At 58.8% G+C, this 16,833-nt stretch carries 15 protein-coding genes; 10 read left to right on the top strand and 5 right to left on the bottom strand.

What is annotated here, in order from left to right; translation table 11 throughout:
* Window positions 1–8: 8 nt before the first annotated feature.
* On the bottom strand, window positions 9–980 hold the full coding sequence (locus GOW04_RS20245; protein ID WP_171233808.1) for an NAD(P)-dependent oxidoreductase: 972 nt from the start codon (window positions 978–980) through the stop codon (window positions 9–11).
* A 171-nt stretch (window positions 981–1,151) separates the two neighbouring features.
* Between GOW04_RS20245 and GOW04_RS20240 the strand changes: the two genes are divergently transcribed.
* The 9 genes from GOW04_RS20240 to GOW04_RS20200 all read left to right on the top strand — a co-directional run bounded on the left by GOW04_RS20240 (window position 1,152) and on the right by GOW04_RS20200 (window position 11,122).
* Window positions 1,152–2,243, top strand: a complete 1,092-nt coding sequence (locus GOW04_RS20240) for an NAD(P)-dependent oxidoreductase (RefSeq protein WP_171233807.1) — start codon at window positions 1,152–1,154, stop codon at window positions 2,241–2,243.
* A gap of 163 nt (window positions 2,244–2,406) precedes the next feature.
* On the top strand, window positions 2,407–3,777 hold the full coding sequence (locus GOW04_RS20235) for a nucleotide sugar dehydrogenase (RefSeq protein WP_171233806.1): 1,371 nt from the start codon (window positions 2,407–2,409) through the stop codon (window positions 3,775–3,777).
* Window positions 3,778–3,897: 120 nt separating this feature from the next.
* Window positions 3,898–4,917: a hypothetical protein gene (locus GOW04_RS20230; RefSeq protein ID WP_171233805.1), complete on the top strand. Its 1,020-nt coding sequence runs from the start codon at window positions 3,898–3,900 to the stop codon at window positions 4,915–4,917.
* A gap of 18 nt (window positions 4,918–4,935) precedes the next feature.
* Window positions 4,936–6,105 (top strand): FAD-dependent oxidoreductase, encoded by a 1,170-nt coding sequence (locus GOW04_RS20225; RefSeq protein WP_171233804.1) that lies wholly within the window; start codon window positions 4,936–4,938, stop codon window positions 6,103–6,105.
* Window positions 6,105–6,527, top strand: a complete 423-nt coding sequence (locus tag GOW04_RS20220; RefSeq protein ID WP_171233803.1) for a GtrA family protein — start codon at window positions 6,105–6,107, stop codon at window positions 6,525–6,527. The genes GOW04_RS20225 and GOW04_RS20220 overlap by 1 nt, the downstream gene beginning before the upstream one ends.
* A 39-nt stretch (window positions 6,528–6,566) precedes the next feature.
* On the top strand, window positions 6,567–7,511 hold the full coding sequence (locus GOW04_RS20215) for an NAD(P)-dependent oxidoreductase (protein WP_171233802.1): 945 nt from the start codon (window positions 6,567–6,569) through the stop codon (window positions 7,509–7,511).
* Entirely contained in the window at window positions 7,508–8,320 is an 813-nt protein-coding gene (locus GOW04_RS20210) for a sugar phosphate isomerase/epimerase (RefSeq protein WP_171233801.1), read from the top strand. Before GOW04_RS20215 ends, GOW04_RS20210 begins: the two co-directional genes overlap by 4 nt.
* Before the next feature lie 17 nt (window positions 8,321–8,337).
* On the top strand, window positions 8,338–9,126 hold the full coding sequence (locus tag GOW04_RS20205; RefSeq protein WP_254430216.1) for a glycosyltransferase family 2 protein: 789 nt from the start codon (window positions 8,338–8,340) through the stop codon (window positions 9,124–9,126).
* Window positions 9,127–9,196: 70 nt separating this feature from the next.
* Window positions 9,197–11,122 carry a hypothetical protein gene (locus tag GOW04_RS20200; RefSeq protein ID WP_171233799.1) on the top strand — a complete coding sequence of 642 codons (1,926 nt, stop codon included), beginning with the start codon at window positions 9,197–9,199 and terminating at the stop codon, window positions 11,120–11,122.
* Between the two features lie 40 nt (window positions 11,123–11,162).
* Here GOW04_RS20200 and GOW04_RS20195 read toward each other — a convergent pair whose 3' ends face one another.
* Window positions 11,163–12,179 (bottom strand): ParB N-terminal domain-containing protein, encoded by a 1,017-nt coding sequence (locus GOW04_RS20195; protein ID WP_171233798.1) that lies wholly within the window; start codon window positions 12,177–12,179, stop codon window positions 11,163–11,165.
* Window positions 12,180–12,256: 77 nt separating this feature from the next.
* A complete protein-coding gene (locus GOW04_RS20190; protein ID WP_171233797.1) occupies window positions 12,257–13,684 on the bottom strand; it encodes an AAA family ATPase in 1,428 nt (475 codons plus the stop codon).
* A 385-nt stretch (window positions 13,685–14,069) separates the two neighbouring features.
* Here GOW04_RS20190 and GOW04_RS20185 point away from each other — a divergent pair, with 385 nt between their 5' ends.
* Window positions 14,070–15,077 carry a replication initiator protein A gene (locus GOW04_RS20185; RefSeq protein ID WP_171120535.1) on the top strand — a complete coding sequence of 336 codons (1,008 nt, stop codon included), beginning with the start codon at window positions 14,070–14,072 and terminating at the stop codon, window positions 15,075–15,077.
* Between the two features lie 4 nt (window positions 15,078–15,081).
* Here the strand turns inward: GOW04_RS20185 and GOW04_RS20180 are convergent, their stop codons facing one another.
* Window positions 15,082–15,294, bottom strand: coding sequence for a hypothetical protein (locus GOW04_RS20180; RefSeq protein WP_171172364.1), 213 nt, complete (start codon window positions 15,292–15,294; stop codon window positions 15,082–15,084).
* A gap of 469 nt (window positions 15,295–15,763) precedes the next feature.
* Window positions 15,764–16,819, bottom strand: a complete 1,056-nt coding sequence (locus GOW04_RS20175; RefSeq protein WP_171233796.1) for a tyrosine-type recombinase/integrase — start codon at window positions 16,817–16,819, stop codon at window positions 15,764–15,766.
* Between the last annotated feature and the right edge of the window lie 14 nt (window positions 16,820–16,833).

Here is a 16,833-nt window from a genome sequence, read left to right as displayed (position 1 = left end):
TCAGCCCTTCATGCGTAGGCTTTGGCGCGTTTCTCGGCCATGATATCGGCGATGATATCATCCAGCGTGCGCGCCGGGCTGAACCCGGTGAACCGCCGCAGCTTGGACACATCCGGCAGACGGCGGGCCATGTCTTCGAACCCTTCGGGATAGACTTCTTCGTAAGGCACCAGCCGGATTTCCGAGGTTGAGCCCGTCATCGCGATGACCTTTTCGGCCAGCCCCCGGATCGTCACTTCCTGTTCACCACCGATATTGAAGACCTGCCCCCGGGCTTCGGGGACATCGAGCAGACGCACAAGCGCCTCGATCACATCGGCCACATGGCTGAAACAGCGCGATTGCTCGCCGGTGCCATGAACCTGAATCGGCTGACCGGCCAGGGCCGCTTCGATGAAGTTCGGCACCACCATGCCATAGCGCCCGGTCTGGCGCGGGCCAGTCGTGTTGAAAAAGCGCAGCACGACCACCGGCAGATCCACCTCGCGCGCATAGGCCAGTGCCATGAACTCATCCAGCGTTTTGGCGCAGGCATAGGACCAGCGCAGCACGCTGGTTGCGCCGATCGTCAGGTCGTCATCCTCGTTGAACGGGAATTTCGAGGCCTTGCCGTAAACCTCGGAACTGGAGGCGATGAAGACCAGCGGCTTGTTGCGCAGGGCCGCGCGCAACACGTTCTGCGTGCCGTCCACATTGGTTGCAATCGACTGGCTGGGCTGATCCATGATCAGCTTGACCCCGACCGCGGCGGCCATGTGAAACACCGCGTCAGCAGCCCCGACCAGTTCCTCGACCAATGTGGCATCCAGAACGCTGCCTTCGACAAAACGAAAGGCGGAATGACCCTGAACGGAAGACAGGTTTTGCAGCGACCCGGTGGACAGGTCATCCAGCACCGTCACCTCATGCCCATTGCCAATCAGACGCTCGGCCAGATGTGATCCGATAAAACCGGCCCCGCCCGTGATCAATATTTGCATGAAAAACCCTCGTACCAACAGAATCCACTCTAATGCCACAGGCTTAGCATAGGGATCGGTGGCCACCAAATGGTAGATACCGCTATGGTGCGCTGACAGGCCGGGCCTGCACAGTTTTGGAAAAAGGGCTGAATTGTTGCACAACGCATTAAGAATGTTGAACCTGCGGACATGACCGAAAAACACGTGGACCCCCGCCCCGGCGACGGCCTTGCAGGCCAGCGCGTGGTCGTGACCGGCGCCACCGGCTTTATCGGCCGGCGCCTGATCGATGCGCTGCTGAAACTGGGATGTGACGTGACCGCCTTGCTGCGCACGCGCCACGGGGCTGCCGCATTGGAACAGGCCGGAGCAAAGGCACTGGTTTGCCCGCTGCACCCCGGCCCGACCCTGACGCAGGCGCTGGACGGTGCGGCGGCTCTGTTTCATCTGGCTTACGATTTCCGGGCCTCCGGCGCGGACAACCTTGCAGCCTTCGACGCGCTTGCCAAAGCCGCCGAAGACGGGTCTTGCAACCGTATCGTGCATCTGAGTTCCGCCGTGGTCTATGACAGCTGGCCCAACGGGCCGATCACCGAACGCAACCCGATCACGCCGGAAGATGTGCAAAGCTATCGCGGTGCCAAAATCGCAATGGAACAGAGACTGTTGCAGGGGAAATGCGACGCCGCCATCTTGCAGCCGACCATCGTCTACGGGCCCGGCAGTGCGCTTTGGACCAACGGGCCATTGGCGATGATGCGCAGGGGCGGCATCATCCTGCCCGACCCGCCCGGACAATGCCCGGCCGTGCATGTCGATGACGTGGTGCAGGCCGCCCTGCGCGCGGCCTCATCACCCCGGATCGGGGTCGAGCGATACCTGATCAGCGGGCCGGACATGTTGGGATGGAAGACGTTTTTCGAAGGCTATGCCCGGCTTGCCGGATGCGGGGAGGTTCGGATTGATCCGGCTGCGAACCCGACCCCGCCGCCGTCGCCCAATGGCAATGCGCCCTCAGGCCCCTCTCTGGCGGGGCAGCTCAGCGCGCATCTGCGCCGCCTTGTCGGGCGCCGCCGGGTCGAGGCCGCCGCAAACTGGGCACGGTCCGTTCAGGCCCGGCTGGCAAAACCCCGGCCCGTGATGCCTGACATGGCGGGACGCAGGCTTTTTGCCGGTCAGCCAGAGGTTTCAACCCGATATGCACAGGATCAGATCGGGTATGTGCCTCGTGTTTCCTTCGACGAATGGATCGAGCATATGCGAAAACAATCGGCACGCTGATTCAAGACTGCCTTGTTTTTGGAAACACCCATTCCGGGTCTTTGCCGGGAACGACAAATTAGTTGGCTTCGTTCCCGATCTGTCCTATCCGATGAAGAGAGAAGGTTTCCAATCTGCTAAGCTAATTTTAATTCAGTGTGACTTTGTACGATCAGGATAGATTATGAACTACGAAACCTCGCACCATCAGTCCCTCAAGCAGCTTATCGCGGCGCGCGATGCGCGGGTTGCCGTGGTCGGGCTGGGCTATGTCGGCCTGCCGCTGGCGCTGACGGCTTATGATGAAGGGTTTGATACCACCGGCGTTGATCTCAACCCCGACCGGGTGGCGCGGATCAATCAGGGCGATCAGGTCATCTCCTATCTGGCATCCGACCGGATCGCACAAGCGGTAGAGAGTGGGCGCTTTCGCGCAACGCAGGACGCCGCAGCACTGGCCGAGGCCGATATCATCCTGATCTGTGTGCCGACCCCGCTGACCGACGCACAAGATCCCGACATGCGTTTTGTCGCCGCCGCCGCGCAGACCATCGCACAGCATCTGCGCCCCGGTCAGATGGTGGTGCTGGAAAGCAGCGTCTGGCCCGGAGCCACGACCACGCTGGTTCAGCCGATCCTCGAAGCGGGCGGTCTGCGGGCAGGTTCCGATTTCTTCCTGGCCTTCTCGCCCGAGCGCGAAGACCCCGGCAATGACAAGTTCGACACGCACAGCATCCCGAAAGTGGTCGGTGCCGACGATCCGCAATCGCGGCAACTGGTCGAGGATTTCTATCGCGCCATCGTCACCAGCGCCGTGCCGGTCAGCTCGGCCGCCACCGCCGAAGCGGTGAAGCTGGTCGAAAACAGCTTTCGCACCGTCAATATCGCGCTGGTCAACGAATTGAAGACCGCGCTTGAAGCAATGGACGTGGATGTCTGGGAAGTGATCGAGGCTGCGGCGACCAAGCCGTTTGGCTTCATGCCCTTCTATCCCGGTCCTGGAATTGGTGGGGCCTGCATCCCGGTGTCTCCGGCCTATCTGGCCTGGCGCGCCGCGGATGCAGGATCTGATACGCCGCTGATCAATCTGGCCCGCTCCAGCAATGACGCGGTCCCTTCGATGCTGGCGGCACGGATGGCGGCGGAACTGGCCGCGCGCAACGGGTCTGCACTGGCGGAAACCGGGCAACCCCTGACCGGACAGCGCATTCTGTTGATGGGCATCGCCTATAAACGCGATGTCGAGGACACCCGCCGCAGCCCGGCGCTGGTGCTGCTGGACGAGCTGGAAAAGCTGGGGGCCGAGGTTGACTATCACGATCCGTATTTCCCCCGCCTGCCCGAAGGTGGCGAATATCCGCAGCTTGCGGGCCGGACATCCCAGCCGCTGACGGCGGACAACCTGAAACGCTATGCGGCGGTGGCCGTAATCACCGATCACAGCGCCCCGGATTATGGTCTGGTCGCGCGCGAGGCCGCGCTGGTCTTCGACACGCGCAACGTCTTTGAAAAGCAGGGGATCAGGGTGGCAGACGGACGGCTGGTCAAGATGTAACCGTCTTGCCGGCGATGGCGCACCCCGTCGGCTCCTGCCCGAATATCGATATGTGTTGACAGATATTCTCTGCATCAGGACACTTTCCAGGATAACACCATGCGGGTTCAGGAGCGATAATTGCAGGTTTCATCAGCTGCCTCATCTCATGTGAAGTCGGCCTCTGCACAATTGCGCGGTGAATACCTGATCAGTATTGCCATTCTGGCAAAGGGCGATATCGCGGATATCGAGAAGACAACGCTTGAAGCGTTGCAGTTTCTGGAAAACACAACCGAGTTCTTTGAAATCCTGCTGCTTGTCGGAACAACGGATTACGATCGTAACCGGGACGTTTTTGACCGTCTGTTCCATCTGCGCAATTTGCGCAGCCTGATCCTGCGTGAAGGAACCGGCGAGTACCGCGCCGCTGTTATTGCCGCAATGGAAACAATCGGCGACTTTGCAATCATTGTTTCCCCGGATGAACACCCCCTTATCGATCTTCGGAAAATCTACGACACCATGACCAGCACCGGTGCCTCGGTCAGGTTGCGGAACCCAAACCGGGCTGGTCTTCCGGCCCGCGCTGCGGCCGGTTTGCTGAGCCTGATTTCCGGCTATGACGTTGATCCTCAGATTCTGCGGTCAGCGGCGTTTCATCGCTCTCATATCGGGTGGATCGCCTCAAGATCCGATCGGGAAATTGCCTTGCGTTTCATGCCACGCAGCGGCGGGCATTCCGAAGATGTCACGACGCTGGACGTCGATCCGGGTCAGGATTTCCGCAACAGACGCTCAATCTACCTCAAGTTCGGGATGGCGATGGAAATCCTGTCCAACTCGCCCCCCAGTATTCTGCGTTTTCTGGCGATGCTGAGCTTTTTTGTTTCATTCTGTTCAGTTCTGTTTTTCTTCTACGCGATCTGCCTGTTCGTCTTTGGCGCCACGCTGCAACCCGGCTGGTTCACGACCAGCATCGCGATCAGCGGCTCCACCGCGCTGGCGGGCCTTTTGTTCGGTGCCATTGCGACAGCGCTCTATCAGATTCTCAACAGATTGCAGGACAATACGGGCGACGAGGTCATCCGGGAATTGAACAACACCGATTTCTTCAAGAATTTCCGGAGGGTCAATGTCGAGACCATGGCTCCGGATTGACGCCCCCGATCAACCGTGATGACCCATTCAGCCCCCCCTGAACCGGCAGGTGCTGCGGATTTCGACGTCGTCATCATAGGCGGCGGGTTCTTTGGCTGTGCGCTCAGCCTGCTGTTTCGCAGTATGACCGACCGGATATTGGTGATCGAACGCGACGCCGAACTGATGACACGTGCCTCGGCGGTCAATCAGGCGCGGGTTCACTCTGGCCTGCATTATCCCAGAAACTTTGTCACAGCGCAGCGGTCCCTGAAGAACTTTCCGATATTCACAGACGCCTTCCGAAGTTGCATTCAGGACGATTTCGAAATGCTCTACGCCATCGCCCGGCGCAAATCACATGTGCAGGCCAACCGGTTCGAGGCGATGTACAAGCTGATGGGGGCCCCCATTCGGCGCGCCAGCCCGTCGCAAAGCGCCTTGTTCGACACAACTGAAATCGAGGCGGTATTCACCTGTCAGGAATATGCGTTTGATTGGACCAGGCTGCGGCAACACCTGCGGGCAAGAATGACCAAGCATGACGTACCTGTCTGGTTCGAAACCGAAGCACATCGGGTTCGGAAGACCAAAAGCGGGCATCTCGAAGTCGACCTTTCGAACGGCGCCACGGTTGGCGCGAAAACGGTTTTCAATGTCGGCTACGCCCAGCTCAATACATTGCTCAGAAACAGCGGTCTTGATCTGTACCCTCTCAAGCATGAAATGGTCGAGATTGCGCTGGTCACCCCCCCTGCCGAGTTGAACCACCTTGCCGTCACCGTAATGGACGGGCCTTTCTTTTCGGTCATGCCCTTCCCGGCAGAAGGGGCCTATTCTCTGTCGCATGTTCGCTATACGCCTCAGGCGTCGTGGATCGATACACCTGCGGGCCCTTCCGCATATGAACAGTTCGAACAGTTGCAGCATCACAGCCGCTGGCGTCATATGGTCAATGATGCGGCGCGCTATATGCCCTGCCTGGCTGGCATCGAATGGCAGCAGTCTCTGTTTGACGTAAAGACGGTACTGTTGCGCAACGAGTTTGACGATGGACGGCCCATCCTGATGGATGAGCACGAGCAGATGCCGGGCTTGTTTTCAATACTCGGAGGGAAAATCGACAATATTTTCGACCTGTTCGAGTTTCTCCAGGCCAGACGCCCGGACTGGGCCGCGCTGTCGCCACATCTGGTGACCGAGACCTGATGCGCTTTCTGAGGTTCACAGCAATCAGCGGGATCGGTCTGGTCGTCGACATTGTGATGGCCCTTTTCCTGCATCGGGTTGCCGGGGTCCCGCTGTGGCTATCGGCGACGCTGAGCTTTCTGGCTGTTGGTGCATGCAACTATCTGCTCTTCGAATTCTGGCTGTTCCGCTCTGACAACAGTGCCGTTTCGATGCGGCGTCTGGCCGGGGTTCTGCTGAGCGCGGCCTGTGCCGGCGGTGCCAGAATCGCAACAATCGTAGCAATTGAGCCCTTTGTTGACGCTATTCTTACAGTCAGCTGGCTACGCGACACTCTGATCCTGTTGGCGGGGGCCAGCGTGTCACTTACGGTGAATTTTGTTATAAACTCCCGCATTGTTTTCAAACGGAATACGCAAGGGTTACCACCGGAAGAGTTGTAAGCCTGATCTGTGTGTCAAAGAGTTTCAAAGGATTAAAAAATGGATTGTCTCGTCGGATATACAGGGTTTGTCGGCGGGAACCTGGTTCGTCAGCACAAATTCTCGGGCCTTTTCAATTCATCCAACATTGACCAGGTGGCTGAACATGACTGTGACATGCTTGTGGTTTCGGCCGTCCCCGCCACGATGTGGCTGGCCAATCAGAATCCCGATGCGGACCGGGCCAATATTCTGGGATTGTTCGAAAGGCTGCGTCATGTACGGGCAGATCATGTCGCCCTGATCTCGACAATCGCAGTCTACCGCGACCCATCCGGCGGCGTGACCGAAGACAGCGACGATTTTGAAACCGAACTTGCTTATGGACGTCACCGCCGAGAGTTCGAGGCCCTGATTGCGGATTGCTTTCCACGCCATTCCATACTGCGCTTGCCGGCTTTATTCGGGCACGATCTGAAAAAGAACTTCCTTTTTGATTGCATGAACCCTGTACCCTCTTTTTTGAAGCCTGAAAAATACGACGCCTTGTACGCGGCAACAGAGGCTGCCGAACGGCACATTGTCGAACAGGGTTTCAGCTGGGATGAGACCGCCAGGATGTGGCGCTGCAACCGGGCTGAAATAGCAGCTTCGGGCACCGGCAAACATCTGCGTGAAATCTGCGAAACCGCCGGGATCACGGCGCTTGCCTTCACGCACGCCGACAGCATGTTCCAGTTCTACGACCTGTCCAGATTGTGGCGCGACATCATGACAGCCCGTGAAAACGGTTTGTCCTTCCTCAACCTTGCAACCCGTCCTCTGCGCGCCGGCGATATTTATGAAAGTCTGACGGGAGCCCCCTTCAACCACCGTGAAGCACCGCAGATCACTCAGGATATGCGCAGCCGGTTCTCACATCTCTGGGGGCGTCAGGATGGCTATCTGCTTGGACGGGATGACATTCTGTCCGGTATCCGGGAATTTACCGGGATCAACCAATGAAGCTGTCTGTTTCAAATATCGCCTGGTCCCCCGATCAGAGGCTGGAAGCTTATGCGCTGCTGCGTGACCATGCGGTCAGCGGACTTGAGTTCGCACCGGGGTTGCTGTTTCCCGATCTGGCCGCGCCGCTGGAGGCAACGGCGCTGGAGTGCGAACAGGTCCTCTTGCAGCTTGCGGAATTCGGGCTGCGCCCCTCTTCGATGCAATCACTTTTGTTTGGCGCCGATAACGCCCGGCTTTTTGGCTCGCCTCTGGAACAGGAAGCCTTGCAGGACGCCATGAAGGGCGCCATCAGGCTTGCAGCCCGTCTGGGGTGCGAAAACCTTGTATTCGGCTCCCCGAAAAACAGGGTGATCCCGGATGACATGACCAAAGCGCAGGCCGAAGCAATCTGGCGCGACAGTTTCTTCAGGATGGGGGATGCAGCGGCAGCGGCAGGTGTTGTCATCGCGCTGGAACCCAACCCGGTGCAATACGGCACGAATTTCATGACCCGCATTTCGGATACGCTGGATGTTGTCAAATCACTTGATCACCCGGCAATTCGCATGAACCTGGATCTGGGGGCCGCCATCATGACGCATGAGATCGAAACATTTGAGACCTGGCTTCCTGCCGCTCTGAGTGTTTCAAACCACGTTCATCTCAGCACCCCAGAACTGGCTGCTCTGTCAACGCAGGTGCCGGTTGTCAGACATGCCGCAGGCGCGTTGGACGCGGCGGGCTGGCGCAAGTGGATTTCGGTTGAAATGCGTGGCGGGATTCCCGCGCTTTCGGATTCTCTGACCTCGTGTTTCGGGCCACGATGAGAGGGGGCCACATGTCCATGGATGAACCAGACCACCAGGTCCCCGCATATCAATGCACCGTTTTCAAACCCCGCGTGGCTTCCACGGCTCTGGTGATCCCGGTCATCAACGAAGGCACACGACTGCTGGGTCAATTGGACGCCATCGCCGACCTGCAACCGCCGGTGGACATCATCATTGCCGATGGCGGATCCGACGACGGGTCTACGGATGCGCAGCAACTGGAATACAGAAGGGTCCGGGCCTGCCTGACCAAGACCGGCCCCGGCAGGCTGAGCGCGCAATTGCGAATGGCCTATGCCTGGGCGCTTGAACAAGGGTATGACGCGATCATTACCATGGACGGCAATGGCAAGGATGGCGTCGATGGAATCCAATCCATCCTCGAAAAGCTTCAGGCCGGATATGGCTATGTGCAGGGGTCGCGCTATGCGCCCGGAGGCAGCGCGATCAACACCCCCCTGTCACGGTGGATCGCAGGTCGCCTGATCCACGCGCCTTTGATCAGCCTTGCGGCGCGGCACTGGTTCACTGACACCACCAACGGGTTCCGCGGTTATTCCCGCGCCTTTCTGACAGACCCGGGCGTGCGCCCGTTTCGGGACGTCTTCATGAACTACAATCTGCTGTTTTACCTGTCCGTACGGGCCTCGCAGCTCGGGTATGACGTCACCGAAGTCGGTGTGACCCGGGCCTATCCAGACAGTGGGAAAATACCAACTAAAATCAATGGGTTTCGTGGAAAACTCGACCTGTTCGGCGAATTGATCGGGGCCGTGACAGGACGCTATCACCCCAAGGTTTAGACATTCAAACCGGCATTGCGAAATTCAACGACACCACCGATTTCCGGTACAAGGCGAAGGCAAGGAAAAGATGAACACCCACCAGTACTGGCCCGGCATAATTCTTGCGATCCTCTCATTTCTTCTGCTGCTGCCACTGATGCTATGGCTGCCCGAACAGTTCGGGCACGCACCCGGCGTGATCAGTGCGGCACAGGCTGAAGGGTACAACAATCGGATTGCACATCTCACGAGCCTGCTGTGGATTCTGGTTACCCTGACGGGTGTCTGGGTGGTGTCCCGCAACACAGAGCCGTCCCCCATCGCCCCACCTCGATCTGTAGATAAGCCGGGTTTGGCCGTGTCCTGCCTGCTTCCATTGATCACAATTCTTGCCGTTGTGTTCCTGTACTTCCCCCCTGCGCTGGCGCCCAAAGGATCGTATTTCGAAGAGTCCATCCATTTGACAGCCATACACAGAATGCTGGGCGGTGATGTTCCATATCTGGATTTCGAGTTCCTCTACGGGCCTTTGATGCTTTATCCGGCCTACTGGTGGACCCAGCTGACATCCTTCTCACTGACGTCCTTCTACACCTATGTGATGCTGCTCGAACTGCTGGTGATGCTGGCTCTGCTCATTCCCATTCAAACGTATATTTCATCATTCTGGGCTCGGGTTGGCGCGTTCCTGCTGCTGTCCAGCCTGTATTTCAATACGATGCTCGGACCAAACCAGAATGGTCTGCGCAAACTTATGGGCGTTCTGATCCTGATCAGCGTCGCCCAACGCCCATTGCATTTCGGGCTAAGCGTGCTCCACGGTGTGGCGGTCGGGCTTCTGCTCAGCTATTCGCAGGAATTCGGAGCCGCGACTGCAATTGGCATTCTGGCGATCTATGCGTCGCTGTTCATCAAATTGCGGGACAAGCGCGCCATCCTCGCGTTGCTGCTTACAGGGGTTGTGTCCTGTATCGTCTGGCTGGGATGCCTGTGGCTGCTGCTGGGACCGGCCATGATGGATTACTTTTCCGTCATCCGTTACCTGACGGCCCAGTTTGATTCCGGCGAGGCCGCATTTCGCTTCTACTGGACAGCTTCAAGCCTTGCCGTATTTGCCCTGATACTTATTGCAATCTGGCTCGTCGGAACCGCCCTGAGCCGCAAGTGGACCGAAATGCCAAGCCCCGGCGATCTATTGGCCATCGGCGCGTTGGCCTATGCCGCGCTTTTGCTCAAAAGCGGCCTCAGCCGGGCAGATCAATGGCACCTTGTTCCCTGCGCCCTGCCCATAGCCTTCAGCCTCATTCTGCCACTGCGCACGTCTGTCATGCCGATTACTCGGCGTGTTCGCGTGCTGGGCATCATGCTGACACTGATACTGGCCCTGACCTATTCTTTCGGACAGTTCACAATCGTCCGATACGTCTTCCGCGAAGGATTGCTTACGAATTACAAGGCCATGCTTTCGGATCAGGCCACCCAGACCGCACAGCATATCGACAGCGAAAGACCAAATATTCTGAACGAACGTCGAAACCCGTCCGAGGATATCGTCGAACTTGCCACCTTCCTTGCAGAGCCGCCACAAAGGGGCGCCAGGGTTTTCGCCTATGATCGCCTGTGGTCTTTGCCTATGAAAGTGGGTGTTTCCAAGTTCGGCTATCTGACAGACAACTTCATCTACGGGGATGATCGGGGCAATTTGCTTCGTCAGGCACTTTCAGAAAATCCGGATGTGCTCGTCGTGATCGAACGCGAAGCCTATGACTGGCTGAGATCCACACCCGAAGATACATCCGCAACGCCCGAGCCGGACTGGATCAGTTCAGGACAGTTTGGCCGACTGCGGGAAGTTCTGTCATCAGCCCATGTTCCTGCTGTACCGACCGAAGTCGCGCAGATTCAAACGCGGTGGCGGCGTTTGGTCGGCAATTACCTGGCTGACAATTACACGCCGATATTCAGCAACGACAGTTACGTTGTGCTCGGGTATCGAAACGAACCGGCGGATTAGCACAACCATATCCTTTGGCCTCTGTTTCGCGCGCGAAACATCATGTGCCGCGCGCGTGCAGCCAGGCTTTCAGCTCCGCAAGAAATGTCTCGGACATTCCCTCGCCGGACAGGGTGACCTGTGCACCGTTTCGACTCTGTTTCAACTGAATGCCGCCGAATGTCTCTTTCAGGGGGGTCTTGGCAGCAGGTGGGTTTCCCCCACTCGCCCCCAGGCCGTTCACTGCACGGGTCAGAGCTGAAATCTCGGCTTCCACGCTCTGAGGCGCGGCCTTCCGCAGAGCGGTGGTGATCAAGGAAGCTGCTTTTGCCTCCTCTTTCAGGACCTTTGCAATCGACAGCCCCAACCGTTCAGGAATAGCTGACGCAAAGCGCAGATGGTCATCCAGGGCGTGATAGATCGCGATGAACGAGCCAATCTTGGATCGCTTCGCCCGGCTGGCCGAGGCAAACAGCCCACGCAGGGCCGCAGTTTCATCCGGGTAAACGCCCTGCTCTGCCGCGCGCGCCACGATCCGGGCGCGCTCGTAATAGCTCAGCCCGACGCGGATTTCATTTTCCTCGACCATGGCCACATAGGCATCAGATGCGCTCTGCGGCTGCCTGAGAAAGGCACGCACGGTCTCAAAGCGGGCCTCGCCCGTCTGCTGCGCCAAAGCCCGCAGCGCTGTCAGACGTCGCCAGCCCGAGATCAACCCGTAACGCCCGCCCTCCAGTTCCACGACCTCGATCGGGGTTTGCTGCCCGCGGACCTTCAGGCTTTCCTTCAGCGCCTCCATATCCGCATCATCTGCCGCCATGCGATCACGCACCAAATAGGTTTCCTCGATAGCGTCCAATGGCAGATCCTGCACCAAGCGCCCTTCGGCCCGCGCGGCACGCAATTCTCCGGACAGCTCTTCCAGCGCCGCCTGCGCCGCCGTGGCCCCGGCCACCTGCGCAACCGGCGGCGTGGTCCGGGGGGTGTCTGTGGGGAACATCGGGTTCAGCCCGGGGGCAGGGCGGTTGTCTTCCAGATAATCCGGCCGGGCAGGGGTCAGTCGTTTGCGTTTTGCCATTGGTTTCTCCTTTTCCTGCGCGGATCAGACTCTGTTTCGGGACGTGGCAGGCGTGTTTCGCGCGCGAAACATCGCGCTCAGAGCGACAATTCCGGTGTTCCCGCCTCTTCGGCCTGCCGGGCCCGTTCTTCGCCCCGCCAGACGCCGATCAGCAGCTTCTTGAACGAGGCATAGGTGGCATCAAAGGTTTCCCGCCCGCGCACATAGGTCTCGCGGTTGAAATCGCGGTAATCGGCCTCGTAGATACCGTTGACCTGTTCCCCCGCCTGACCGATCAGCGCCGTGTAGCCCTGCCAGTGTGGCGACAGGGTCCGGCCCAGATAGGCCTGCATCAGCCCGGCCAGCTCCGCCTGCTGGCTGCCATCATAGCGGGTGATGATCGTGCGCACCGCATCCCACTGAAACGCCATCTCGGGCCGCCCCAGGGCGCGGGCGGCCATGTTCTCGCCATCCTCGATGGACTGGAAGGTGGAATGCAGCATGTCAAAGAAGCGCCCCGTGGAGTCGAACTCCAGGAACGAGGCCCCCATGGGCACCAGAAGGATATCCGAAGCCGCCAGCCCGTTGATCGTCAGATAGCCAAGGGCAGGGGGGGTATCGATGAAAATGATATCATAATCGTCCAGCACCCCATCCTCGTCCAGCGTATCCGTCAGCGCATCCCACAGCTTCCAGCTGCGGCCCTGCATCCGCCAGACCGGGATCTGGAATTCCGCCCAATAGAGGTTCAGCTGCGCTCCGATCAGATCGATATTCGGCCAGTGAGTGGTTTGGATCAGATCGCGGCTGCGGGTCTTCAGCGCCTCGGACAGGGTATCATCGATCGGATGCGGGGCCTCACCCCGGTCAAGACGCCCCTGATTGTCGCGGCGCAGATGGGTGGCGTAGTGGCGGGCGAGCAAGGGGAACACCGTCTGCCATTCATCGCTGACTTTGCCGCCAAAGATCGACGTCATCGAACCCTGGCTGTCCAGGTCGATGACCAGTACCTTGTAACCGTCCAGAGCCGCCGACATGGCCAGATGCGCGCAGGTCGAGGTTTTGCCAACACCGCCCTTGAAATTGGCCACCGACACGATCTTGGCGGGCAGACCCTCGGGGCGGTAGGGGCGGTATTCTTTCGCTTTGGATCCTTCCGAGGCGAAATGCGCCCGCAGCCGCAGAACCTCATCCAGCGTGAACCACTTGGCACCGCCTTCGGTTTCGGACTGTCCCTGGGGCAAATCCGGATTGCCTTTCAGGACCCGGCGAAAATGAGCGGGCGCCACAGGAATCAGATATTTGGTGATTTCCCAGGTCGAAAACAGGCGCAGCTTTTTCTGACCGTTTTCTTCTAGCCCCCGGTTCGCCAGGTCGCTACGCCCCCGCGCACAGGCATCCGCGATTTGAGAGAACTCATGTGTTCCGGTTGGATCGCCCAGTTCAGCATAGGCCAGATCCGGGTCGATATTGAAATACGGGGGAAGCCCCTCGGACGTTGCTGCTCGCATTGAAATACTGTCCATGTGCTATGTTTTCGTCAATATACCACAAAAGAAGGCATGTGAAAGCATTATGAGCACAAAACTGGATTTTCTAAGCAAAATTAAAGGGTAGAAAGCCTTCGAGACGCTGCTTTTGGGCGTATAGCAAAAAATGTTCAGTTAGAATCCTGTTATCTTATTAGTTACGGCTGAATTTGAACTCTATTAAGTATAAGAAAAAAAGCGCTTTTTTGTATCTTTTGTAGGTCACACTGAATCTGATCCCACGATAGGGTGACTCTGATCCCACGTTGCAGTGACTCTGAACCCACGTTCCGGCGGCTTTACGCCTCCTGTGGATAACTTTACGGTGAGCGTCAATAAAACCACGAACAAAGATTCGGGCAGGACATATGGGCAGGGCAGTATGAGCGGGTCAGGGGCGTTGTTGCCTGACCGGCACCCAACGGGCGATTTTTTTGTATGCGATATCTTCGATGCGCTGCCCAAGACAGATATGGGTTCGATGGAGCATCCTATGTTTTCGCTCTCGACCCGGCCGGACCGGCGCATCCTCAATTACGAACATAACGGGGTCGAGATCACGGTGACGCCTTCGGTGCGCGGTCTGGCGACGATCCACGACAAGGACATCCTGATCTTTTGCATCAGCCAGCTGATGGCGGCGATCAATGCGGGCCGTACGGTCAGCCGGGTGTTGCATCTGAAGGCGCATGATCTGCTGGTGGCCACCAACCGCGAAACCAGCGGTGACGGTTACAAGCGTCTGCGCGAAGCGTTCGAGCGGCTGGCCGGCACAAGGATCACCACCAACATTGTGACGGGTGAAACGGAAACCACCACCGGGTTCGGCCTGATCGAGAGCTGGGAAATCGTGCGTCACACAAGGGCGGGGCGGATGGCCAGCGTCAGCGTGAAGCTGTCGGACTGGCTGTTCCGTGCGGTGCTGGCGAAATCGGTGCTGACCCTCAGCCGCGATTACTTTCGCCTGCGCAAACCGCTCGAGCGGCGGATCTATGAGTTGGCGCGCAAACATTGCGGGCGTCAGCCCGAGTGGCGGATCTCGGTCGAGGTGCTGTTGAAAAAGTCCGGCTCGGCCTCACCCCGGCGGGTGTTCCGCAAGATGATCCGTGACATGATCGCAGCCGATCACCTACCCGATTATGAGATGACCGAAGAGCCGGGCGACCTGATCCGGTTCTCGCGCCGGGGTCAGGTGGTCGAGGGGCCGGACAAGCCGATCCTGCCGCCGCAGGCGCTGGAGGAGGCCAGGGCGATGGCGCCGGGCCACGATGTCTATGCGCTGGAAGCGGATTGGCTGGCTTATTGGGCCGCGTCAGGCCGCCCACAGATCAGAAACCCGCAGCGCGCGTTTCTGGGCTATGTGGCCAAAAGGGTCGCCGGACGGGGCTAGGCGCTTAGCTGGAATAGGCGGGGTTTTGTTTCTGCACGCGTGTCTTCACGATTTTGACGGCGCCTATAACAATGAGGGCTGCAATGATGAACAGCCAGCCGAAGAGGATGTAGCTGCCCAGAGCCATCAGGATGGATGCACCGGAAATCAAAGCAAACCCGCCGGCGCACAGGCCAACTAGAATGGCTATCCCGATAATTCCAATCATCTTCTCCAAGTCCTCCGGCTATGGTCTTGGTCTGGTCAAACCCAGGTGGGCGCCGTCATGCCATTGAGCAGATGCCCAAAATGATTCCGCGATGAAATCATGGCAAAACTTTGAACCACCAGAGGTTAAAATTTGGTTATTTTTACCGGAAGGAGCATTGCTCCACTACTCGTGCGACACAGCGTGTTTTTTTGTGAGACATGAACATGCCTTGCTTTTCTGGTATGTAACTTATGAGGGACAGCCATTTATGGCAATGGAGGTTCCTCAAGACGTGCAAAGGTCCGCCTATCTCGATTTGATTTCAGAATGCAGCCGGTATCGCCCATGGCATTTTGACCGGCGCCGCCAATTCTTCCGTGCTTTTCCGGTGACTTCACTCAAAGGCAAGCAAACGCCCGGGATACGCAATCAGGGTGCCGAACGGCGAGGGGCGCGAACAGGGCTTCGACCCATGCCGCCAGAAGGGCGTTTGGATCTACCCCAACAGATCCGCCGCCGGGTTTTCGGCGATATCCACGTCGTCATAGTATTTCTGTGCCTGCGCCATGGAGCGGTGCAGCGACAGCCGCATGGCGGCCTGGATCGGCGCACCGTCCAGCGCGGCCTGGGTCAGAAAGCCAGACCGCAATCCATGCGGCGAGGCGAAATCCTCAGGCAATCCGGCCAGCCTGAGTCGATGTTTGACAATCTGATAGATTGCATCCGGGGTCAGGCGGCGTTTCAGCACCCGGTCCGCCTTGGAGATGGGGCGGAATAGCGGTCCGTCGGCAATCTCACCAACCTCGATCCAATGCACCAGCGCCTGCGCGGCGCGGCCTTTCAGGATCAGGCGCGGCGTCTCTCCCTTGGCCGTGGTCTTGGTTTCCAGCAGCGACAGCCAGGCGACGCCGGATGTGTCGAATTCCTTCAGCGACACGTCCTCGCGCATCAACCCGGTGATCTCGGACCGGCGGCGCCCGCCGCTGGCCCAGCCAAGCATCAGGATCGCCCGGTCGCGGCAATCGCGCCGCGACCCGTGGCAGGTGGCCAGCAACTGTTCCAGCACGCCACGGGTGATGGGATGGGCGGATTTCGGGGCAGGGGGGCGGGCGGCCGCCCGGCGCGCCTTGGCCCGGGCCTGCTTGACCCGAGGCGCAACAAACGGGCTGGTCAGGTTCTTCATCCGGTGAAAGGCCAGCCAGGAGGCAATCCGCCGGTCCAGCGTCGACGGCGCCGGGCAGGCCAGCGATTTGCGTAGCCCCTGCGCAATCAGCACCTCCGCGGTTTGACGCGCAATATCCTCATCGGGCGCATCACCCAGATCGCGCGCATGATCAAGGATGAAGGCCAGCGCCGTGGCCTCACTTTCGGGCCAGTCCAGCGCCGCCCCGAAGCGCGCCATTTTCCACGCCGTCACATAGATCAGATCGCGTTCATAAGCCCGCAGGGTGTTGGCGGGGGTGCCGCGGATATAAAGATCACTCAGCGCGTCCTGATCTGCCTGCGACAGGGCAGGGGCGGTGGCGGGGAGATATGGGGCAGGGGGCTTCATGGCAGCCACTTTGC

This window comes from Ruegeria sp. HKCCA4812 (genome assembly GCF_013034245.1).
Taxonomy (GTDB): domain Bacteria; phylum Pseudomonadota; class Alphaproteobacteria; order Rhodobacterales; family Rhodobacteraceae; genus Ruegeria.
The sequence above is the reverse complement of the archived record's forward strand: the minus strand, read 5'-3'. Positions and strand labels throughout refer to the sequence as shown.